At 61.7% G+C, this 22,146-nt stretch carries 21 protein-coding genes and 1 other RNA gene; 14 read left to right on the forward strand and 8 right to left on the reverse strand.

What is annotated here, in order from left to right:
• Positions 1 to 179 precede the first annotated feature (179 nt).
• Entirely contained in the window at positions 180 to 1,853 is a 1,674-nt protein-coding gene (gene recN / locus ABNP31_RS22750) for a DNA repair protein RecN (RefSeq protein ID WP_025340710.1), read from the forward strand.
• A gap of 191 nt (positions 1,854 to 2,044) precedes the next feature.
• Here the strand turns inward: recN and fur are convergent, their stop codons facing one another.
• Positions 2,045 to 2,449, reverse strand: coding sequence for a ferric iron uptake transcriptional regulator (gene fur / locus ABNP31_RS22755; RefSeq protein WP_015271870.1), 405 nt, complete (start codon positions 2,447 to 2,449; stop codon positions 2,045 to 2,047).
• A 97-nt stretch (positions 2,450 to 2,546) separates the two neighbouring features.
• On the opposite strand from fur, the gene ABNP31_RS22760 reads away from it, so the two are divergent.
• The gene (locus ABNP31_RS22760; RefSeq protein WP_025340711.1) at positions 2,547 to 3,080 is read left to right on the forward strand and encodes an outer membrane protein assembly factor BamE; all 534 of its coding nucleotides are present in this window, start codon (positions 2,547 to 2,549) and stop codon (positions 3,078 to 3,080) included.
• 61 nt (positions 3,081 to 3,141) lie between these two features.
• Here the strand turns inward: ABNP31_RS22760 and ABNP31_RS22765 are convergent, their stop codons facing one another.
• A complete protein-coding gene (locus tag ABNP31_RS22765; RefSeq protein WP_025340712.1) occupies positions 3,142 to 3,576 on the reverse strand; it encodes a type II toxin-antitoxin system RatA family toxin in 435 nt (144 codons plus the stop codon).
• 162 nt (positions 3,577 to 3,738) lie between these two features.
• Between ABNP31_RS22765 and smpB the strand changes: the two genes are divergently transcribed.
• Positions 3,739 to 4,221, forward strand: coding sequence for an SsrA-binding protein SmpB (smpB, locus tag ABNP31_RS22770; protein WP_350012787.1), 483 nt, complete (start codon positions 3,739 to 3,741; stop codon positions 4,219 to 4,221).
• A 135-nt stretch (positions 4,222 to 4,356) separates the two neighbouring features.
• Here smpB and ABNP31_RS22775 read toward each other — a convergent pair whose 3' ends face one another.
• Positions 4,357 to 5,124 (reverse strand): FCD domain-containing protein, encoded by a 768-nt coding sequence (locus ABNP31_RS22775; protein ID WP_350012788.1) that lies wholly within the window; start codon positions 5,122 to 5,124, stop codon positions 4,357 to 4,359.
• Between the two features lie 256 nt (positions 5,125 to 5,380).
• On the opposite strand from ABNP31_RS22775, the gene ABNP31_RS22780 reads away from it, so the two are divergent.
• The 9 genes from ABNP31_RS22780 (at position 5,381) to ABNP31_RS22820 (ending at position 14,267) form a co-directional block, all read left to right on the forward strand.
• The gene (locus ABNP31_RS22780; RefSeq protein WP_015271872.1) at positions 5,381 to 7,051 is read left to right on the forward strand and encodes a lactate permease LctP family transporter; all 1,671 of its coding nucleotides are present in this window, start codon (positions 5,381 to 5,383) and stop codon (positions 7,049 to 7,051) included.
• Between the two features lie 63 nt (positions 7,052 to 7,114).
• Positions 7,115 to 8,260, forward strand: a complete 1,146-nt coding sequence (gene lldD, locus ABNP31_RS22785; protein WP_025340713.1) for an FMN-dependent L-lactate dehydrogenase LldD — start codon at positions 7,115 to 7,117, stop codon at positions 8,258 to 8,260.
• Between the two features lie 75 nt (positions 8,261 to 8,335).
• Entirely contained in the window at positions 8,336 to 11,146 is a 2,811-nt protein-coding gene (locus ABNP31_RS22790) for an FAD-binding and (Fe-S)-binding domain-containing protein (protein ID WP_350012789.1), read from the forward strand.
• Between the two features lie 275 nt (positions 11,147 to 11,421).
• Complete coding sequence (locus ABNP31_RS22795) at positions 11,422 to 11,715, forward strand: hypothetical protein (RefSeq protein ID WP_085591686.1); 294 nt, start codon at positions 11,422 to 11,424, stop codon at positions 11,713 to 11,715.
• 99 nt (positions 11,716 to 11,814) lie between these two features.
• Positions 11,815 to 12,206: a transfer-messenger RNA gene (gene ssrA, locus ABNP31_RS22800) on the forward strand.
• Between the two features lie 353 nt (positions 12,207 to 12,559).
• Positions 12,560 to 12,802: a hypothetical protein gene (locus tag ABNP31_RS22805; RefSeq protein WP_350012790.1), complete on the forward strand. Its 243-nt coding sequence runs from the start codon at positions 12,560 to 12,562 to the stop codon at positions 12,800 to 12,802.
• A 201-nt stretch (positions 12,803 to 13,003) separates the two neighbouring features.
• Entirely contained in the window at positions 13,004 to 13,267 is a 264-nt protein-coding gene (locus ABNP31_RS22810) for a DUF3077 domain-containing protein (protein ID WP_025340716.1), read from the forward strand.
• A gap of 233 nt (positions 13,268 to 13,500) precedes the next feature.
• Positions 13,501 to 13,779 (forward strand): DUF2790 domain-containing protein, encoded by a 279-nt coding sequence (locus ABNP31_RS22815; protein ID WP_085663609.1) that lies wholly within the window; start codon positions 13,501 to 13,503, stop codon positions 13,777 to 13,779.
• A gap of 281 nt (positions 13,780 to 14,060) precedes the next feature.
• Complete coding sequence (locus ABNP31_RS22820; RefSeq protein ID WP_085663608.1) at positions 14,061 to 14,267, forward strand: co-regulatory protein PtrA N-terminal domain-containing protein; 207 nt, start codon at positions 14,061 to 14,063, stop codon at positions 14,265 to 14,267.
• An 83-nt stretch (positions 14,268 to 14,350) separates the two neighbouring features.
• Here the strand turns inward: ABNP31_RS22820 and ABNP31_RS22825 are convergent, their stop codons facing one another.
• From ABNP31_RS22825 to ABNP31_RS22840, 4 genes are all read right to left on the reverse strand, one after another.
• The gene (locus ABNP31_RS22825) at positions 14,351 to 15,805 is read right to left on the reverse strand and encodes a cytochrome c family protein (RefSeq protein WP_238066954.1); all 1,455 of its coding nucleotides are present in this window, start codon (positions 15,803 to 15,805) and stop codon (positions 14,351 to 14,353) included.
• A gap of 389 nt (positions 15,806 to 16,194) precedes the next feature.
• Positions 16,195 to 16,755: a hypothetical protein gene (locus ABNP31_RS22830; protein ID WP_085663606.1), complete on the reverse strand. Its 561-nt coding sequence runs from the start codon at positions 16,753 to 16,755 to the stop codon at positions 16,195 to 16,197.
• Between the two features lie 308 nt (positions 16,756 to 17,063).
• Positions 17,064 to 18,116, reverse strand: coding sequence for an ADP-ribosylglycohydrolase family protein (locus tag ABNP31_RS22835; protein ID WP_085663605.1), 1,053 nt, complete (start codon positions 18,114 to 18,116; stop codon positions 17,064 to 17,066).
• An 11-nt stretch (positions 18,117 to 18,127) separates the two neighbouring features.
• Positions 18,128 to 18,385, reverse strand: coding sequence for a hypothetical protein (locus ABNP31_RS22840; protein WP_085663604.1), 258 nt, complete (start codon positions 18,383 to 18,385; stop codon positions 18,128 to 18,130).
• A gap of 119 nt (positions 18,386 to 18,504) precedes the next feature.
• Here ABNP31_RS22840 and ABNP31_RS22845 point away from each other — a divergent pair, with 119 nt between their 5' ends.
• The gene (locus ABNP31_RS22845) at positions 18,505 to 19,380 is read left to right on the forward strand and encodes a WYL domain-containing protein (RefSeq protein ID WP_025340723.1); all 876 of its coding nucleotides are present in this window, start codon (positions 18,505 to 18,507) and stop codon (positions 19,378 to 19,380) included.
• Positions 19,381 to 19,447: 67 nt separating this feature from the next.
• On the opposite strand, the gene ABNP31_RS22850 is transcribed toward ABNP31_RS22845, so the two are convergent.
• On the reverse strand, positions 19,448 to 20,986 hold the full coding sequence (locus ABNP31_RS22850) for an MFS transporter (protein ID WP_085663603.1): 1,539 nt from the start codon (positions 20,984 to 20,986) through the stop codon (positions 19,448 to 19,450).
• Positions 20,987 to 21,269: 283 nt separating this feature from the next.
• Between ABNP31_RS22850 and ABNP31_RS22855 the strand changes: the two genes are divergently transcribed.
• A complete protein-coding gene (locus tag ABNP31_RS22855; RefSeq protein ID WP_085663602.1) occupies positions 21,270 to 22,139 on the forward strand; it encodes a LysR family transcriptional regulator in 870 nt (289 codons plus the stop codon).
• Positions 22,140 to 22,146 lie beyond the last annotated feature (7 nt).

Genomic DNA, 22,146 nt, shown 5'->3' on the forward strand with positions numbered 1-22,146 from the left:
GCGCAATTTTGTGGACTGCGAGCCAGGCTCGCCTTGGATGTCGGCTATATGGGGCCGGAAAAACCAGCTTCAAGGGGCAAGGTGGTTTTCCCGGCTGCAACAGAATCTGCCAAGGGGCATTGGCAGGCCTGAAAAAAGTACTGTATAAATAACCAGACCTGACTTTCGGGAGCCGCCCCATGCTGGTGCACCTGTCCATTCACAACTACGCCATCGTCGAGCACCTCGACCTCGAAATCGCCCGCGGCATGTCCGTCATTACCGGCGAGACCGGTGCCGGCAAATCGATCATGCTCGACGCCCTCGGCCTGGCACTGGGCGACCGGGCCGACAGCGGCGTGGTGCGCCCCGGCACGGACAAGGCAGACATCCTCGCCACCTTCGATCTGGTGGACATCCCCGAGGCGCATGCCTGGCTGGCCGAGCGCGACCTGGACAACGACGGCCTGTGCATCCTGCGCCGGGTGATCACCGCCGAAGGCCGCAGCCGCGGCTACATCAATGGCACGCCCTGCCCGCTCGGCGACCTCAAGGCGCTGGGCGAGTTGCTGATCGATATCCACAGCCAGCACGAGCACCAGTCACTGCTCAAGACCGACACCCACCGCCGCCTGCTCGACGAGTACGCCGGCGCCGTCGACCTGGCCCGCCAGGTACAGCTGGCGGCCAAGCGCTGGAACCAGACCCGCCTGGAACTGGAGCGCCTGTCCAACTCCGGCGACGAGCAGCGCGCCCGCCATCAGCTGCTGAGCTATCAGCTGGAGGAACTGGACAACCTCGGCCTGGGCGAACACGAGCTGGAGCAGTTGGAGCAGGAACACAAGAACCTGACCAGCGCCGAAGCCCTGTTCGGCATCTGCCGCCAGGTCATCGACCAGTGCAGCGAGAGCGATTCGGGCAATGTGCTCAGCGCCCTCACCTCCAGCCTCAACCGCCTGGGTGCCGCCACCAACTCGCCAAAGGCACTGGGCGAAGCAGCCAACCTGATCGCCAGTGCGCAGATCCAGGTCGAAGAGGCCGTGGGCGAGCTCAACCGTTTTCTCGACAACTTCGACGCCGACCCCATGCGCCTGCAGGCACTGGAAGAACGCCTCGACACTATCTATACGCTGGCGCGCAAACACCGTGTGCACCCCACCGAACTACCCCACCTGCAACAGCAACTGATGGAAGAGCTGGAGGGCCTGAACGCCAGTGACGAGTCGATCGAGCGGTTGGGTGAAGAGCTGGCCGCCTTCGCCCAGCACTATAAAGAGAAGGCTCGCGAGCTCAGCGCACTACGCCAACAAGCTGCCCAGCAGTTGGCAGTGGCCGTCGAGCAGGAGATCCAACGCCTGGGCATGCCCGGCGGGCGCTTCTGCATCGCACTTACCCCCAATGAGGGAGCAGACCTTTCACCTCATGGTCTGGAGCAGATTGAGCTACTGGTCAGCGCCAACCCCGGCCAACCACTCAAGGGCCTGGCCAAGGTGGCTTCAGGTGGCGAACTGTCCCGCATCAGCCTGGCGATTCAGGTAATTACCGCGCAGACCTCACGCATTCCAACCCTGGTGTTCGACGAAGTCGACGTCGGTATCGGCGGGCCTACTGCCGAAATCGTCGGCCAACTGCTGCGCCGCCTGGGCGAACGCGGCCAGGTGCTGACCGTTACCCACCTGCCGCAGGTGGCGGCACAAGGGCATCACCACCTGTTCGTGCACAAGGTACGCAACAGCGACACCACCCACACCGCCGTGGCCAACCTGGGCAAACGTGAGCGGGTCGAGGAAGTGGCGCGGATGCTGGGCGGCATAGACCTGACCAAGGAATCCCTGGCGCATGCGCGCAAGATGGTGGTAAGCGGCAAGGCCTGAACCCTTCTTTTTCAGGCCCATTCGCGGGTAAACCCGCTCCCACAGGATATTCACCGGACCTGAGCCTGCGCAGTACCTGTGGGAGCGGGTTTACCCGCGAAGAGGCCGGCACAAACGACACAGCTCTCTGCCTCAGAAAGCACAAAGGCGACCCGAAGGTCGCCTTTGCCATTCATAACGATAAAAAATCGTTACTTCTTTTTACGCACATACAGGACCAGATTGTGGTCCACCAGCTCGTAGCCATGCTCGGCCACGATTTCGCGCTGGCGTTTCTCGATCTCGGCATCCATGAACTCGATGACTTCACTGGTCTCCACGTTGACCATATGGTCGTGGTGACCGCCATCGGCCAGTTCGAACACCGCATGACCGCCGTCGAAGTTGTGGCGAACCACCAGACCCGCCGCTTCGAACTGGGTCAGTACGCGGTAGACGGTGGCCAGGCCCACGTCCTCGCCAGCCTCCATCAGCGCCTTGTAGACATCCTCGGCGCTCATGTGACGCTGCTCGGTGGAGTCGAGCATCTGAAGGATCTTGACTCGAGGCAGGGTCACCTTGAGACCGGCTTTGCGCAATTCGCTATTTTCAACCATGGTCAGCTTTCTCGCCGATGCTGCTTCGCAGCTTCTCTTAATACGGGTATGATCGGGGTTTACGTTGTCCAGCCAAGATAGTGGAAGTCGCCCACCGATGCAAAACACCAAGCTCTTGCTAACCAGCCTCACCCTAGTGGGACTGCTCGCACTCGCCGGTTGCTCGTTTCCCGGGGTTTACAAAATCGACATCCAGCAGGGCAATGTCGTTACGCAAGACATGATAGACCAATTGCGCCCCGGAATGACCCGCCGGCAAGTAAGGTTTATCATGGGTAACCCGCTGATCCAGGACACCTTCAACACCAACCGTTGGGATTACCTGTACAGCCTGCAGCCAGGCGGCGGCAAACGCCAGCAAGAACGCATGAGCGTATTCTTCAACGAAAGCGACCAGTTGGTCAGCCTTTCCGGCGACTTCATGCCAGGCGTCAGCCGCGACCAGGAAATCCTCGGTGGCAGCAGCGACACCACGGTCAGCCCGGCCAACCAGCCAGAGCAACCAACCGTGCAGCCTGAAGAGAAACCGGCCAAGCCAGGCTCGGTGGAAGAATCCATCCAGCGCGAGATCGACACCATCGAGACCACCCCGGTCCCGACTCCGGCTCCGTTGGAGACCTCGCCTCAATAAGCGGCGAGCAGATACAAAAAAGCCCGGACCTGGTCCGGGCTTTTTGTTGCCACCTTTTCAGTCAGGCATTCAGCTGCTTGGCACGCTGGCAGAACGCATCCACCAGCGTATTGGCCGCCTGGTTGAACAGCGGGCCCAGGGTCGCGCGCACCAGCGGGCCGGCATAATCGAACGACAGGTCCAGGCTGATCTTGCAGGCCTTGTCACCCAACGGCTTGAACACCCACAGGCCATGCAACTGGGTGAACGGCCCCTCTTCCAGGTTCATCTCGATGGACTGCCCCGGCACCAGTACGTTGCGCGTGACGAAGTGCTGGCTCATGCCGCCCTTGGCAACATCGAGCTTGGCGCGCATGTGCGTGTCGCTGGCTTCGATCACCGTCGAGGCCGAGCACCAAGGCAGGAACTGCGGATAGCTGGCCACATCGTTGACCAGATCGTAAAGCGCCTGGGCGGGGTATGGCAGCAGGGCGGAGCGTTGAATATGGGTAGTCATCCAGGCATCACTTCCAAGGCTGGGTGGCGGCGCTTCGCAGCGTGCCGAAAACAGGTTCTGTCGCAAAGACAGGGGCTGTATTGTCCGGTATTCATTGCAGTGGCTCAAGCACACCGAAATCCCATAGCCGACGACGCGGCGACTGCCTATAATGCCGCCCCTATGGCTAAACAAAAGAAACATCCGACCGGGACCATCGCGCAGAACAAGAAGGCGCGACACGATTACTTCATCGAACACAAGTTCGAGGCCGGGCTGGTCCTGTCCGGCTGGGAAGTAAAAAGCCTGCGAGCCGGCAAGGCGCACCTGACTGACAGCTACGTGCTGCTGAAAGACGGTGAGGCCTGGCTGTTCGGCAGCTACATCACCCCGCTGACCACGGCCAGCACCCACGTCATCGCCGACCCCATCCGCACTCGCAAGCTGCTGCTGAACAAGCGCGAGCTCGAGCGCCTGGAAGCGGCCGTGGCGCAAAAGGGCTACACCTGCGTGGCCCTGGCGCTGTACTGGAGCAAGCACCTGATCAAGTGCGAAATCGCACTGGGCAAGGGCAAGAAGGAATTCGACAAGCGCGACACCATGCGCGAGCGCGATTCCAACCGCGAGCTGCAGCGGGCTGTGCGGAACAAGGGCAAGGAAGAGTAATACCTCTTCTTCAGCCTGCTCCGGCCTCTTCGCGGGTAAACCTGCTCCCACAGGATTAACACTGAGTTCAGATTCGGTGCAGTCTCTGTGGGAGCGGGTTTACCCGCGAAGAGGCCAGCACTACCACTACAAATCTCAACGCCCGCTACGCCGCTCCGCCCGCGCCACTCGCTGCGCTTCTTCGTGCGCCTCTTCCAGCACCTCCTGCACATACAGAATGTGCCGGCTGGACACTTCCCGCGCATCCTCCGCCCTGCCCTCCACTATCGCCAGGTACAGCTCCCGGTGCTGGCTGATCAGCATGTCCCGGGTCTCGGTCCGTTGCTGGTACATGCCGCCGATGTTGGTCACCACGTTGCGCTTGAGCAGGTCGAACAAGCCGCGAATGGTGTGCAGCAGCACGGCATTATGGCTAGCCTCGGCAATCGCCAGGTGGAAGCGCGCATCGGCCGCGCCTTCCTCCGCCCGCGTCACTTCGTCGGCCCTGGCATAGCAGTCCTGCAGCGCATCGAACGCCGCCTTCAGCCGCGCCCGGTCCGGCTGGGTCGCGCGCTGGGCCGCGTAGTAGGCGCAGGAAGCCTCCAGGGTATGGCGGAATTCGAGCAGGTCACGCTGCGCCTCGGCACTGTGCTCGAGCAGCTGCAGCAACGGGTCGCTGAAAGTGGACCCCAGGGACTCGGCGACAAAATTGCCCCCACCCTGGCGGCTGACCAGCAGCCCCTTGGCCACCAGCTTCTGGATCGCCTCACGCAGTGACGGGCGGGACACGCCGAACTGCTCGGCAAGGACGCGCTCGGCCGGCAGCCGCTGCCCCGAGATCAGCGTGCCTTCCAGAATCATCCCTTCCAACCGATCGACAATGTCGTCGGACAGGCGCCGCTGGCGGACCTGATCAAAAACCATCACATGCTCTCCACAAACCCCCGGCAGATTTCAGGGGGCGCCTATTCTCGCCGATCCAGATCGCGCAAACACCCACCAGGCGACGATTTTCCCTGCCCACCAGGCGCCCGCTCATCGGCACGCGACCAAAGTTTTGCACGGGACAAATTGACACACCCACGAAGACGCTTTTAACCTAGCGACCAGCCATTGTAAATTGGTCTTACCAATTATCCAATGCCAGTGCCTGACCAACAACAATTAGGGGCCACCCCATATGCAAACCTGGCAACAAATCTATAGTCCGCTTGGTAGTCTTGGCCTGTCCGCACTGGCGGCGGTCATTCCCATCGTCTTCTTCTTCCTCGCCCTCGCCGTATTCCGCCTCAAAGGCCACGTGGCCGGCAGCATCACCCTCGCATTGTCGATCCTGGTGGCGATCTTCGCCTTCCAGATGCCTGTCGACATGGCATTCGCCGCTGCGGGTTATGGCTTCCTCTACGGCCTCTGGCCGATTGCCTGGATCATCGTTGCCGCGGTGTTCCTGTACAAACTCACGGTCAAGAGCGGCCAGTTCGAAGTGATCCGCAGCTCGGTGCTGTCGATTACCGACGACCAGCGCCTGCAAGTGCTGCTGATCGGCTTCTGCTTCGGTGCCTTCCTGGAAGGTGCGGCAGGCTTTGGCGCACCGGTGGCAATCACTGCCGCGCTGCTGGTGGGCCTGGGCTTCAACCCGCTGTACGCCGCCGGCCTGTGCCTGATCGCCAACACCGCGCCAGTGGCCTTCGGCGCCCTGGGCATCCCGATCATCGTGGCCGGCCAGGTCACCGGCATCGACGCCTTCCACATCGGCGCCATGACCGGTCGCCAGCTGCCGCTGCTGTCGCTGTTCGTGCCGTTCTGGCTGGTATTCATGATGGACGGTCTGCGTGGCGTGAAGGAAACCTGGCCTGCCGCCCTGGTCGCCGGCCTGAGCTTCGCCGTCACCCAGTACTTCACCTCGAACTTCATCGGCCCGGAGCTGCCGGACATCACCTCGGCCCTGGCCAGCCTGATCGCCCTGACCCTGTTCCTGAAAGTCTGGCAGCCCAAGCGTTCGTTCGCCGAAGCCAAAGGCAGCGTCGGCGCCGCCGTGGTTCAGCCAAGCGGCAGCCAGCCAAGCCCCTACAGCTTTGGCGAGATCTTCAAAGCCTGGTCGCCGTTCCTGATCCTCACCGTGCTGGTCACCATCTGGACCCTGAAACCGTTCAAGGCGGCCTTCGCCCCGGGCGGCGCGATGTACAACTTCGTGTTCAACTTCGCCATCCCGCACCTCGACCAACTGGTGATCAAGACCGCACCGATCGTCGCCGCGCCAACCGCCATGCCAGCGGTGTTCAAGCTCGACCCGATCTCTGCCACCGGCACCGCGATCTTCCTCTCGGCGCTGATCTCCATGGCCGTGCTGAAGATCAACTTCAAAACTGGTCTGACCACTTTCAAGGAAACCTTCTGGGAGCTGCGCTGGCCAATCCTGTCGATCGGCATGGTGCTGGCCTTCGCCTTCGTCACCAACTACTCGGGCATGTCCTCGACCATGGCCCTGGTGCTGGCCGGTACCGGTGCCGCGTTCCCGTTCTTCTCGCCGTTCCTTGGCTGGCTGGGTGTGTTCCTGACCGGTTCCGACACCTCGTCCAACGCCCTGTTCAGCTCGCTGCAGGCCACCACTGCGCACCAGATCGGGGTCAACGACACTCTGCTGGTAGCGGCCAACACCAGCGGCGGCGTGACCGGCAAGATGATCTCGCCGCAGTCGATCGCCGTGGCCTGCGCCGCCACCGGCCTGGTTGGCAAGGAGTCCGACCTGTTCCGCTTCACCGTCAAGCACAGCCTGTTCTTCGCCACCATCGTCGGCCTGATCACCCTGATCCAGGCCTACTGGCTGACCGGCATGCTGGTTCATCACTAAAGTGAAAGGGGCCGGGCGCCATCGCGCGCCCGGCAATCCCCACACGCAACGCTGCGAGAATCCATGATCATTTCCGCCTCTACCGACTATCGCGCCGCGGCCCAACGCAAGCTGCCTCCCTTCCTGTTCCACTATGCCGACGGCGGCGCCTACGCCGAGCACACCCTGCGCCACAACGTCTCGGACCTGGCCAGCATTGCCCTGCGCCAACGCGTGCTGAAGAACATGTCCGAGCTCAGCCTTCAGACCAGACTGTTCGACGAAACCCTGAGCATGCCGGTGGCCCTGGCCCCGGTCGGCCTCACCGGCATGTACGCCCGCCGTGGCGAAGTTCAGGCGGCGCGCGCAGCGGCTGCCCACGGTATTCCGTTCACCATGTCCACGGTATCGGTGTGCCCGATCGAAGAAGTGGCCCCGGCCATCGACCGGCCGATGTGGTTCCAGCTGTACGTGCTCAAGGACCGCGGCTTCATGCGCAACGCCCTGGAGCGGGCCAAGGCCGCCGGGGTAAAGACCCTGGTGTTCACCGTCGACATGCCGACACCCGGCGCCCGTTACCGCGACGCCCACTCTGGCATGAGCGGCAAGAACGGTCCGCTGCGCCGTGTGCTGCAGGCCATGACCCACCCCGAGTGGGCATGGGATGTCGGCGTGATGGGACGCCCGCACGACCTGGGCAACATTTCCACCTACCGTGGCAACCCCACCGGCCTTGCCGACTACATCGGCTGGCTGGCCAACAACTTCGACCCTTCGATTTCCTGGAAAGACCTGGAGTGGATCCGCGAGTTCTGGGACGGCCCGATGATCATCAAGGGCATCCTCGATGCCGATGACGCCCGCGATGCGGTCAGGTTCGGTGCCGACGGCATCGTCGTGTCCAACCACGGCGGCCGCCAGCTCGACGGCGTGCTGTCCAGCGCCCGTGCCCTGCCGGCAATTGCCGATGCGGTCAAAGGTGACCTGAAGATCCTCGCCGACTCCGGCATCCGCAGCGGCCTCGACGTGGTGCGCATGATCGCCCTGGGCGCCGATACCGTACTGATCGGCCGCGCCTTCCTCTACGCCCTTGCCGTGCACGGCCAGGCCGGGGTGAAGAACCTGCTGGAACTGTTCGAGAAGGAAATGCGCGTAGCGATGGTGCTGACCGGCGCCAAGTCGATCAGCGAAATCACCCGCGACTCGCTGGTACGCGAACTGGGCGCTTGAACGCCCGCAAGAACGACCGCCTGATTGACCCGGGGCATGTGGCGCACAGACGCCACGGCCCCGCGAGGAGACTGCATGAGCCTGCCCGCCGCGTTCCTGCGTGATGCCGAGCGCCTGATCCCCGCCGAACGCCGCTTCGACGACCCCACCTCCACACTGGCCTTCGGCACCGACGCCAGCTTCTACCGGCTGATCCCCAAGCTGGTGGTGCGCGTCGAGTCCGAAGACGAAGTGGTCGGCCTGATCAAACTGGCCCAGCGCGAGCGGGTGCCGGTCACCTTCCGCGCCGCCGGCACCAGCCTGTCCGGCCAGGCCATCAGCGACTCGGTGCTGATCGTGCTGGGCGATAACTGGAACGGCCGCGAAATCCGCGGCCAAGGCGAGCAGATCCGCTTGCAGCCCGGCGTCATCGGCGCCCAGGCCAATGCCTGGCTGGCCCCCTTCGGGCGCAAGATCGGCCCCGACCCGGCCTCGATCAACGCCTGCAAGATCGGCGGCATCGTTGCCAACAACGCCAGCGGCATGTGCTGCGGCACCGCGCAGAACACCTACCACACCCTGGCCGGCCTGCGCCTGGTGCTGGCCGACGGCACGCGCCTGGACAGCGAAGACCCGGCCAGCGTCGCCGCGTTCGAGGCCAGCCACGCCGACCTGCTGGAAGCACTGGCCCGCCTGGGCCGCGAGACCCGCGCCAACACTGCACTCGCCGAGCGCATCCGGCACAAATACCGGCTGAAGAACACCACCGGCCTGTCGCTGAACGCACTGGTGGACTACGACCAACCGCTGGATATCCTGCAGCACCTGCTGGTCGGTTCCGAAGGCACCTTGGGCTTCATCAGTGCCGTCACCTATGACACCGTGCCCGACCACCCGCACAAGGCCAGCGCCCTGCTGGTGTTCCCCAGCGTGGAAAGCTGCTGCCGCGCGGTAACCGTACTCAAGCGCCAGCCGGTCTCGGCCGTGGAGCTGCTCGACCGCCGCAGCCTGCGCTCGGTGCAGAACATGCCCGGCATGCCGCTGTGGGTAAAAGGCCTGTCGGACAATGCCTGCGCCCTGCTGATCGAGTCCCGCGCCGCCAGCCAGAGCCTACTGCATGAACAGCTGCAACAGGTGATGGCCTCGATCGCCGACTTCCCGCTGGAACAGCAGGTGGACTTCAGCGAAGACCCGGCCGTGTACAACCAGCTGTGGAAAATCCGCAAGGACACCTTCCCCGCCGTCGGCGCCGTGCGCCAGACCGGCACCACTGTCATCATCGAAGACGTCACCTTCCCCATCGAGCAACTGGCCGAAGGCGTCAACCGCCTGATCCAGCTGTTCGACAAGCACCGCTACGACGAAGCGATCATTTTCGGCCACGCCCTGGAAGGCAACCTGCACTTCGTCTTCACCCAGGGCTTCAACAGTGCCGAGGAAGTCGCCCGCTACCAGGCCTTCATGGACGATGTGGCGCAACTGGTGGCGGTGGAGTTCGGCGGCTCGCTCAAGGCCGAGCACGGCACCGGGCGCAACATGGCACCGTTCGTGGAGCTGGAATGGGGCCATGACGCCTACCAACTGATGTGGAAGCTGAAGCGCCTGCTCGACCCCAACGGCATTCTCAACCCCGATGTGGTGCTGAGCGAAGACCCGGACATCCACCTGAAGAACCTCAAGCCGCTGCCCGCTGCCGACGAGATCGTCGACAAGTGCATCGAGTGCGGCTTCTGCGAACCGGTGTGCCCGTCCAAAGGCCTGACCCTCAGCCCGCGCCAGCGCATCGTCATGTGGCGTGACATCCAGGCAAAACAGCGCGCCGGCATCGACACCCGCGAACTGCGCCAGACCTACCAGTACCAGGGCATCGACACCTGTGCCGCCACCGGCCTGTGCGCCCAGCGCTGCCCGGTCGGCATCAACACCGGCGAACTGGTGAAGAAACTGCGCAGCCAGGCCGCCGAGCACGAAAAAACCGCCGACTGGCTGGCCGAACACTTCCACACTGCCCTGGGCGGCGCGCGCCTGACCCTGACCGCCGCCAACACCGCACGCAAGCTGCTCGGCGCCCCACGCCTGGGCCGCCTGAGCGCCTCGCTGAACAAAGCCAGCAAAGGTCGCCTGCCACAGTGGACCCCGGCGATGCCACAACCCCTGCGCCCATTGGACTTCGGCCCGGCCAGCAACGACGCCCGCCCTCGCGTGGTGTACCTGGCCGCCTGCGTCTCGCGGGTGATGGGCCCGGCCTATGCCGACCGCGAGCAGAGTTCGCTGCTGGACAAGACCCGCGCCCTGCTGGAAAAGGCCGGTTACCAGGTGGTGTTCCCCGACAACGCCGACAGCCTGTGCTGCGGCCAGCCGTTCGCCTCCAAGGGCTACCCCGAGCAGGCCGAACACAAGCGCCAGGAACTGATTGCAGCCCTGCTGCACGCAAGCCGCGGCGGCCTCGACCCGATCTACTGCGACACCAGCCCCTGCACCCTGCGCCTGGTGCAGGACCTGAGCGACACCCGGCTGGACCTGTACGACCCGGTGCGCTTCATCCGCACCCACCTGCTCGAGCGCCTGGAGTTCACCCCCCAGGACGAACCAGTGGCCGTGCATGTGACCTGCAGCACTCAACACCTGGGCGAAAGCCAGGCGCTGATCGATCTGGCACGGCGTTGCAGCAAACAGGTGGTGATCCCGGAGGGCATACACTGCTGCGGCTTTGCCGGTGACAAAGGCTTCACCACCCCCGAGCTCAACGCCCACTCGCTGCGCAGCCTGAAGGATGCGGTGCAGTATTGCAGCGAAGGCATTTCCACCAGCCGCACCTGCGAGATCGGCCTGTCCAGCCATAGCGGCATCGACTACCACGGGCTGGTCTACCTGGTGGACCGCGTCACCCGGCCGCGTAGCATCTGACCGTTTAACGCAAAACCTGATAGCTGCCGCAATCCCTGTGGGAGCGGGCAAGCCCGCGAACACCGGCGCAGCCGGTGCCATACACCGCGCAGCCTGCGTTGCGGGCACGCCCGCTCCCACAAGTACTGCACCGGCTTTGGGCCCACGCTGTACCTGTGGGAGCGGCTTCAGCCGCGAACACCGGCAAAGCCGGTGCCATCCCGATTGAACCCCCGCCAATCCCCCGCAGTCCACCCTTACAGGCCCACCTTCCAGAGGCCCAGAAGGAGACTCCCATGAAAGGTACCGCGCTTTCGGCCCTGTTCGCGGCCGCCACCCTGCTGGCTTCGCCGGTGTTCGCCGCCGAAGACCTGTGCACCGCCAACCTGCAAAAGATCGACGACAGCATGGCCACCGCCGGCGCCACCTCCGAAGGCCTGGACAAGGCCATCACCGAGCACGTCGACAAAGCCAAGGCTGCCCAAGCCTCGGGCGACACCAAGGAATGCATCGCCATCACCAGCAAAGTCCTGGAGCGCCTGGAAAAAACCGAGAAAGGCAGCGGCACCAGCGGCGGTAGCGGCGCGTGAGCCCGAAAGCGGGCGACCAGACCGGCTGTCGACGTCGCCCGCGCAATGGCGTATACTCCGCCTCACGTACCGTAAGGTGCGTTAGCTTAGAGCTAGTGTGGGGCCGATCAGGATTCGACGCCGGTAGCGAAACTCTAGGTGCATGCCGAGTTGGTAACAGAACTCGTAAATCCACTGTTGCAACTTTCTATAGTTGCCAATGACGAAAACTACGAGGGTTACGCTCTCGCTGCGTAAGCAGCTGAGCCCGCTCTCCTGGTAGCTTCGGCTCCAGCAATCATCAGGGGATGCCTGTAAACCCGAAATGATTGTCATACAGAACAGGATCGTCGTGTAGCACGTTGGGGGCAAAGCGACTAAAACTTACCCAACTCGTCCAAAGCACCCTGCCCGTCGGGCGGCTGCGGATTAACTCAGTAGACACGGCTAAGCATGTAGTACCGACAGCGGAGTACTGGCGGACGGGGGTTCAAATCCCCCCGGCTCCACCAAATTCCAAGGAAGAAGACGCCCTCGGGCGTCTTTTTTTGTGCTTGGATTTTGGGCTGAGCGAGCCCGTAAAATCAGATTTAACCCCTTTCGCGTAGGACGTTTCCCAAAGATACTCCCAGCGCCTGTTTTCCATTGCGGTCGTTTTTTCAGAGTTTTAGTCTCGTCGGGTCGTTGTACATCAACGACCAGCTTTGACAGGCTGATGACGACCAAGCACACGGTTTTGCCTATGGCGGCTGTGTGTGGGGCACCTCGTGTGCGCCGGTTTGGTCTTCACCGGTCTGTCAACCCATACACGGCTGCCACCACTTGTTTGACAGCAAGCGCTGGTCGCTCCACTGAGGACCAAAATATGCTGAAGATTGTCCCCGACCCACCCCACCAACTCCATTCCCTGGAAGACACCATCATGCTGGCCTCGGACTACGCGCTCTGTGCAGAAGCCGTAGCGCAGCAGGCAATGCTGATGCAGCCGCGATCGCCAGCGTCATTGTTGATCATGGCGTCGATGCACGAGCTTGAAGCCCTGCGCAAATTACTCGAATCAGCGCTGGCGCAAATACACAAGCCAGCGGCCTCGCAACCACTGCACTGATTCACTTCATGCCAAGTGCTGTATCTGTGGGAGTGGGTTCATCGAGGCGTCGAACCGCCGCGAAAAATCCAACGCGGTGCATGGCACCGGCTGCGCCGGTGTTCGCGGGTAAACCCGCTCCCACAGGGCCCCTGCCATGAGAACCGGGCTTGCCGGAGACAGGGGCAGCACAAGCACCTGCAACACGAGGGAGATAGATCAATGGCCAACGAAGACACCCAATGCACAGTCGGTAAAACCATCTTCTACCAAGGTGAAAACCAGACCCATCCACTGTTCCGCATCGAACCCGGCATACCCTGCCAGAACGCCCGTGAACAAGCCTCGGAACTGATGGGCTACGCGCGGGACCTGACCATCGACGGCCTGATGGAAGACAAACCGAAGCTGATCTGGGCCGCGCACTACCTCTGCGCCCTGGGCAAAGCACTGCTGGATGATGCCGAACTCGGCATGATGCGCTGAACACCACACTGCCCTTCCCCGTGCTCGGCCAGCCTCAAAAACGGACTTCGCCCAACAGATACGGGGGTCAAAGGACGAATGGTCGAAATGTGTCAGGCACGGGGAATTGCAGGGAGTTTTTTGCCACTACAGGCGTTTCAGCCAAGCGCGTTCGTCGTGGTGAAATGAACTTCACTTTCTCGGCGTGTCAGATTAGGTCCTTGTCAAGCGAACTTCAGTAGAGGTACAGCCTTATGAGCATGGCCACAATTGTAAGTGCCGTGATTTCCAGTCTCGCACCAAGTGTCTTTGACCATAACAGCCTGCAAGAACCCGGCGCGCATGTCTCTGCCGTCGAATATCACTATGGGATGGAAATCGATGTGAAACGGGTATTGCAGCGCACCGACACATCCGACAAGACCGGTGTGGTACCGGTGACCGTAGTATATGAAGACAGTAAGGGCGAGATTCACAAGATCCGTTTCCTCGAATGGGGTGGAAGCCCCGCCGCCCCTACTGGCACGGCCTGATCCGCTCGCCGTCAAAGTTCCAGGCCTCACCTGCCCCCCAGAAGTGGAAGTTAAACTCATAGGCACTTAGTGCGAATGATGTTTTTCGTTACCTGAAAATGGACATGACCGAATGATTAAAAATTCATTCGAGAAACCACTATTACCTTGACAACCCAACCCTGCAATTTAATAGATAAACATCACTTGAATCTAGTTACAGCCAACAACAGCACGTTCTAATCAAACCGTGCTGGGTGTCATGCTGAGCAGTTGACAAAGTTTTACTTGAGGATACACAAATGAAATCCATGAAAGTTCTGTTCGTAGCCGCCGCTCTGACCGCTTCTTCTCTGGCGATGGCCTCCGGCGGTGGTGATCGGACCTTCGCACGCATGGAGTCAGCCCGCAAAGCCTCGATGCAGGCCTTCCAGCTCGCAGAGAAGCAGAAAGCAGAAGCCGCTGTAGCTGAAAGCAAAGCCAAGCCAGCCAATGACGCCAAGGGCTGATCGATATAGCGCGTCCTCCAGCCTGGTCATATAGCAGGCGTTTTCGATCCATACCGTCACCACCAGCGCATGAACATATGCCGCTAGGGTCGGTACGCAGTGATCGGGGACAGGGGGACGCTCTGCGTGGCTTTGGCCATCTGGGTGATTTCCACCTGCAGTTGGTCTTTGCCGAGCAGGTAGTCGGCCAGTTTCTGCGAGAACGGCCAGTAGTTCAGGGTGGCAGTCAGGGTCAACGGACCGACGGCGTCGGTCGGTACCAGGAAGGAGAACTCGCCGATTTCGTAACCCTTGGGCAGTATGCGGTTGTCCGAGAGTATTTGCGTGGCATTCCACACCTCCACATCCAACGGATTACCGTCCTTGTCGCCTATGTGCACTTTGAAGTTTCGCGTGTTGTCCTCGGTCTTGCCGTCCTTGATCGAGCCCAGCCGATAGAGCTCTCGCCCACTGGCATCCAGCACCTGGAAATCGATCCACATCTCCCGGCCCTCCGGAAAGCCGGTCGGCAATTTGTGCCCGGCGCCGACGTTGGCAACCTTGACGGCTACCGAGGTGTATTGCCCGGGCGTGATGACTGCCGGCGGTTGCTGGAAGGTTATTTCCGCTGCGCGCGCAAGCATGTCGCGCGCGCGTTGCGCGCCCTCTTCCTGGCCAAGATACTTGAGCATCATGGCGTTGGCCCCGCTGAACCAATGCGAGGCTACATCTTCGCGGTCTGGCCCCATGATCGCGGCCTTACCCGCAAAACCCGGCATATGGCAACTTTGGCAAGTGATACCGTCAAGGCTGTACGCGCTCTCCTGCCACTCGTCATACGTGCGCTCGACCGCCACGCTGCTGAAGGGATGTGTGACGTTGTGGCAGGTGCCACAAAAGTCCGAGCGCGTGTGTAGAGCGGAATATACGGTATCGTGATACGGCGACACGGCATCTTTGCGCGGGCCGAACTTGGTCGGTTTACCATGTGCCCTAGGGCTCAGAACATAGGCGCCATTATCGAGGCCTGTGCGGGTACTGATGTTGTGGCAGCTCTCGCAATCGACCCCAGGCATCGGATGATTCTTGGCGCTGTCTTCAATCGAGGAGCGATTGACTTGCGAATTGATCTGCCCGGTCGTGAGACCGATCGGGGTATGGCAGCCGGTGCAGAAGTTGTCGACCTTGCCTTCCGTGGCTGCACTCGCACGCTTGAGCAACGCCCGATAGATAGGTTCATCCCAGGCCTGGGACATCATTGATGAGCGCCACTGCTTGTAGATTTCCGTATGGCAAGCACCGCATACCTGGGCGTTGTCGAAGTCCTGCACATTGAGAACCAGGTTGCCGGGGGTATTGGCCCGATGCGGAAAGAACGGCATCGCGCCAGTCACATGCATGAGCCTGGAGCGCGCCGGCTCCAGCCACTTTTCGTTACCTGGATTGTCATTGCCTTGAAGTTCGTCGGCTACCACCACCAGCGTAACCATCAGCAGGCAGGCCAGAAAACACAACTTCGGCAGCGCCCGCCGCACAAATGTATGCCTGGAGTGGCTCATAAGCATCTCCCTTGGGCGGTTGTAGAGGCGCGCAGCAATGCTTCTATTGAGTAGCCAGGGGTATTTGTGCCGCCAACCGATGGTTACCTGCAATCACTCAATAGGTACTGTCAGCTTCGCTGCTTCCCGACTCTGCACCTTTGATGAACAGGATATGCTCACTCAGCAATTGGCTTGCCAGCCCCGCAAAAACATGTCGGGGCAACAGGAAGACCAGCAGACATTGTTCAGCGCTTGAAGCGCTCAGTTAATGGTGCCCACAAACTGCTGGGGTATCACACCCATTAGTGGGGCAACTCACCCCGAAGTCGGGGGGGTACGAATACGCTGCCTGGTTCCTGCGCCGCGGGAAGTTTCATTCTATTTACGCTTGAGTTGTGTCACAGCCACTATGAAGCCGTAGTTTCCACGGTGCCTGCCGTGCTGGCGACCACAAGCGCCACGATACAAGCCAGCAAAGCGAATGCCGTGAACACCGCCATCACATGCATGCATGGCATGACATGGTTCCAGGCTCGGGCTACCCCCAGAAAAGCGGCGAACAGCCAACCACTCATGGAGAACGCCCCCAAGAGTGCAAGGCGGCCGCGGTCGGAACCCGGTAACAAGACGAAAGGGGCTTTTTGCAACAACGGGAAGCCGATGCGATGTAACAGACCGCCGTTCAATGTCAGCAGCGCGACAACCGCAACCTTGGCCCAGAGCTTCTGGTTGAGCAAATACGCTGCGCCCTCGAGAAGATATCCCTGAAGTATCAACAACAGACCACTGCCCCAAAGAGCCAGTAACGCGAGGGTGGCAATTTTCCTGGTTTCTTCCAGGTACTCATGCTTTGCCTGATCCAGCGCTTCCTTGCGCCAACTCCAAAGCTTGTGATCGGCAAGCAAGACCCTACCGAGGGCAATACAGGTGGCGAGCAGATGAACATACACGAGGAGCATCTTCAGCATTATTTTTATGACCTTCTTTTTATATGGACAATGCTCTCCTTGCGTCCTGAAATTTAATCTTAATGATACCGATTAACAGCTGCAACATAAAGTTTCAAACCCACCGGACCAGCATCTTGACGGATTGGTCTACTTTTTATAGGGATCTCGGCTGCCCAGTTCAGTGGCGATCAAGCGATCAACAGGCTCATCGAGGAATTTCGAGTGGATATCAATATCATCCACTCGACTCCAGAACCGGGGGCGGGCTGTAAAACGAAACGTCCCGGCTCCTCGGCCCCTGTGCAAACTCATGGCCTTCACTGCGTTCAACTACCCGGATAAGCCAGTTCGATCTGCTGATCGAACTCCCCGCCAACCCCACAATACTCCCGCGGAATGCGCTCGATATCTTCGGCTACCTGCGCAATCACCTGGCGCAGTTCCAGGTGCTCGAGCCAGCGGCCAGGAATAGCGGCAGCACCATGTTGCGCACCCAGCAAGTGCCCGGCGACCAACCCGGTACTGCTGCTGTCGCCGCTGTGATTCACCGCCATGGCTACCCCTTCTTCGAGTGACCGAGCTGTCAGCGCACACCACAACCCAACCGCCAGCACCTGGTCAGCGACCCAAGCAGCGCCAAAATCGTCAATGCGTTGCGGGGTGGGTGTATAGCCCTCGTAATAGAAGAACAGCACGCGCTCGATCAGGCTGCGCGTTTCTTCCATGCCAGGCACCTGCCCGTACCTGGCCAGGCTCTGAGTCACAGCGTGCTCCACGCTATCTTGTCGATCGACAATGCGCTGGAGAATGTCGGCGAACAGCCCTGCCGCCAGGTATCCGGTGGGATGTCCGTGCGTCAGTCGACCGGACTGCGCCGCGTAGTCAAATGCATGGGCAAAGAATGCACAGGGTGCAACCCGTACCAGGGCACCGCAGCCCTTGCTGTTGTTTTCGGCAACCGCACCCAGCCGCCCGCTGCTCTTGAGCGCATTCAGGCAAGTTGCGTCGGGGGCGCGGCGCGACCAGAGCTCCACGTGCTTGATCAGCCAGCCATCCGTGGTCACCGGTATCGTCGAGGGGTAATCCTGTGTCATCAGCCAGCGCAGCAACGCGTGATGAATAATGCTGGGGACATGCCGGGGCTGCCGTGAGCTCCCAAGCACATAAGCCCGCAGCAAGCCTTCAGCGGTGAACAGCATCATCTGCGTATCGTCGCTGATCGCACCGGTAATGCCGTAGGCCGGGGCAAGATCAATGATGCCCTGCGCGCCGAACCTGGCCTTGATCACAGGCCACTCGAGAAACTCCACGGGGGCGCCAAGCGCGTCTCCCACTGCGCCACCCAGCAGGCAGCCTTTGATCCGTTCAAGTCTGTTCATGTCTTCCCTTGTCACTTTTCTGCAGAAACCAGGTTCTGCAAAAGCACCAGCTTGCTTTGCAGCTGCGCGATGTGCGCTTTGTCGGCACGCTGTGCCGAGCGTAGCTCCCGGTTTTCCATCTCCCATATCCGCGCCCAACGCGCGTCCTGGCGACAGGCGAAAACCAGGTGCCAGATTTCTCGCAATCGCAGGTACTGCATCAGGAGCACCACCAGGATCACCCCGATCAACACCAACGCTCCTGTTGAAACCGCTTCAGACATGGTCATGTCCACTTCCTTTCGTGACTTCAATTTATTTCGAAGACAGGAACACGATATGTAGTGTTTAGTGACAGGTCTAGAATGTAGACTTATACAGGTAAAGTTATCGCGCACATGGAGAGGGTATGAAACGCAAGCAATCCATCGAGCAGGTACGCTGGGACCTGGCACTTCGCTATCGCTTGATCGAGACCGTTGCCTGGTGGGAAGGCCGGCTGACCACGGGCCACCTGATGCAGAGCTTTGGCATCAGCCGCCAGCAGGCGTCGAAGGACATCAATACCTACATCACCGAACATGCGCCCAAAAACTTGACATATGACAAGCAGCTCAAGGGCTATGTACCAAGCAAGCAGTTCAAGCCGCTGTTCATCGACGACAGCGCCAGCGCCTACCTGCACCTGCTTTATCAGAACAATGAGCGGGCCCCGCACATCGACGGGCTGGCACTGGCCTATGCGCATACCCGGGTGCTGGAAGTGCCGGACCGGCCTATTCGCCCGGAAGTGCTGCGCCCCTTGCTCAAGGCCTGCCGTGAAGGTTTGCGCCTGGAAACCGAATACGTGTCCTTCAACACCCCCAACGTGGAGGTGCGCCTCATCGCCCCGCACACGCTTGTCTACACCGGCATGCGCTGGCACGTGAGGGCTTACTGCGAAAAGAACGGCCAGTATCGCGACTTCGTCCTCAGCCGCCTGCGTGGGCAGCCAGACTTGCTCGACCAATCGCCGAACACGCGCGAGCAGGATGAAGACTGGAATGTCGAGGTGCCGGTCATCTTCGAACCTGACGGGCGATTGAACGCGGCGCAGAAGGCAATCATCGAAACCGACTTCGGCATGACGCAGGGGCAATTGGTGGTGCCCAGCCGCAGGGCGCTGGTGAAGTACGTGCTGCAGCGTTACCAGATCGACCACCGCAACCTGGCAGTACTTCCCGAGGCGCAGCAATTGGTGGTGAGCAACCTCAAGGAACTGAAGCCATGGCTGTTGAATGACTGATTGTCGAATGCCGCGACGAGGGGCTCGATGCCCCCAGTCGCTGTGTCGTGGTGCCCCGCCGTACGCTTCATGATTGCCCCTCGGCCAGCAACACCTCCGGCATGGCCGGCAGCGGCCGGCTCAGCAACACGCCGACCAGCATCGCGAACAGCAGCGCCGCCACACCGGCGATCTGCAACACGGCTTCGAAGCCCCCGATGAACGCCTGGCGGGCCAAGGGGGCCACCGTTTCCCGCAACCCGGGCTCAAGCAATGCCAATGCCGCCTGCAAGTCCCCAGCGGCAACCCGCGTCGCCATCGCGGTAACCTGCCCCGATTGCCCAGGCGCCACGGCAGCCATGGCCTCATACAGCAACTGCCCACTACGTGCAGCCAGCACACCACCCAACCCACCGATGGCCAGCACGATCGCCCCGAACCGCGTGGTTGTGCTCAACCCCGAAGCCATGCCGGTGCGCTCACGTGGCACGCAAGCCATGATGTTCTTCTGCGTATCGCCATTCAGCAGCCCGGCGCCAGCGCCCAGCACCAGGCTGGCCAGGGCGAATGCACCGTAACCGCCCTGCTGCGTGGCCCAGGCACACAACAGGTTACCCGCCCCCACCAGCACCAGCCCAAGCGCGAACACCTGCGCCGGGCTCAAGTGTGCAGCCAGGCGCATGCCCAGGCGTGGCGTCAGCAGCATGGCCACGGCAAACGGCAACATGCCCGCCCCTGCGGCCAGGGCCGACAGCTGCAAGCCATTCTGCAAGTACAGCGGCAGCAGGGTCATCATCACCTGGGCGCAGGCCGCGTAGGCGAACATGCCCAGCAAGGCACCAACGAAACGCCCGCTACGCATCAGCCGCAGGTCGATCATCGGCCGATCCTGGCTGCGTTCGACCATGACGAACAGGCCGAACAGGAAGGCGCTGATCACCAGCCGTCCCAGGGTTTGCGCACTGCCCCAGCCCACCTGGTTGGCATCGATCATTGCCCAGATCAGGTAACCCAGGCTGCCGGCGAAAGTCAGGCTGCCCCATGGGTCGAGCCGGGCCGCAGTGCTGTCACGGGACTCTTCGACACTGCGCAGCACCATCACTGCGAGCACTGCCACCAACGGCAGGTTGATGTAGAAGATCCAGCGCCAGCCAAGGGTGCTGGCGATCAACCCGCCCAGCAGCGGCGCAAAGGTGATGGTGGCGCCCATGCAGGCGCCCCAGTAGGCCCAGGCGCGCATGCGCTCCTGGGGTTGGTGGAAGCGGTTGCCGATCGCGGCCAGTGCCGAGGTCAGCAGCAGCGCCGCGCCAACGCCCTTGGCTGCCCTGGCCAGGTCGAGGAACAGCAGGTTGGGCGCCGCGCCACAGGCCAGCGAGGCGATGCCGAACAGGGCCAGGCCGAGCAGCAGCATGCGGCGGCGGCCAAAGCGGTCGGCCAGGCTGCCAGCGGGCAGCAGGCAGGCGGCAAAGGCCAGCAGGTAGGCGCTGACCACCCATTCGATATCGGCGAACGAGCCGGACAGGTCGCGGGCGATGCTGGGCAGGCTGACCGCGACGATGTTGGTGTCGAGGATGATCAGGGCGCAGACCAGGGAGGCGGTGAGCAGGGTGAAACGCGCAGAGGGCATGGTGAGGCTCCGGATGCAGGGCTGGTTGGTCAAATCGCCGGGGCTGCCTTGCAGCCCATCGCAGGCAAGCCAGCTCCTACAGGGACCGCACCGCCTTCAAGGATTGCGCAATACCTGTAGGAGCTGGCTTGTCTGCGATGGACCGCAAAGCGGTCCCCTGCAATTCCCCGGCAGCCTTTGCCGCCAAGCCACCAGCCTTGTAGTGTTGGCCTCAACATAACGCCGCCAGCCCCCAGGCTTGTTAGCCCCGGCGGCCCGCGTCATTACCCTGCAGGTAACACCCATGGAAATCCGCCATTTCCGCTACTTCCTCTGCGTCGCCCGCCACGGTCACTTCACCCGTGCCGCCGAACAGCTGGGCATCGCCCCGCCCACCCTAAGCCGGCAGATCCAGGACATGGAGCGCGAGCTGGGCGTGCGCCTGTTCGAGCGTAACCAGCGCGAGGTCAACCTCACCGCAGCGGGCCAGGCCCTGTTGGTCGAGGCCGAACATGCCGTGCGCCAATTCGATGCCGCACAACTGGGCGCGCAACGGGCCGCCCGAGGCGAAAGCGGGCGCATAGAACTAGGCTATGTGGCCTCGGCCGCGTACTCGGGCATGCTCCAGCAGCAAGTCAGCCGCTACAGCGAATCCTGCCCCGGCGTGCGCCTGAACATTCGCGAACTGCCCATGGCCGAACTGCCCGGCATGGTCCGCGACGGCCTGCTCGACCTTGCCTATGTGCGCTCACCGATGGAGCTGCCCGAGGAGCTTGAAGCCATCGCCTTGCACCAGGAAGGTTTCGTCCTCGCCCTGCCCGCCAGCTCACGGATAAATGAAGTGCCGCAGATCCCGGCCTCGCGCCTGGCCAATGAAACCTTCATCCTGCCCGAACAGATCTCCGGCACGCTGGAAGTGGCCGCACAAGGTGGTTTCGTCCCGAGGCTCGGCCCCCAGCCGGGCAGCCTGGTGGCGGTGATCACCCTGGTGTCACTCGGCCAAGGCATCGCAGTGGTGCCAGAGTCGGTGGTGCAACGCATCAGCCTGCCGCAGGTGAACTACCGGCGTATTGTCGACTGCCAGGCCAGCTCGTGGCTTAGCCTGATCCACCGGCGCTTCGAGAAAGCGCCGGCAGTGATGCGTTATATGGAAAGCGTGAAGTGCGGCATTTGATGGGTGC

The sequence above is a fragment of the Pseudomonas asiatica genome (assembly GCF_040214835.1).
In the GTDB taxonomy this organism is placed as follows: Bacteria; Pseudomonadota; Gammaproteobacteria; order Pseudomonadales; family Pseudomonadaceae; genus Aquipseudomonas; species Aquipseudomonas putida_Z.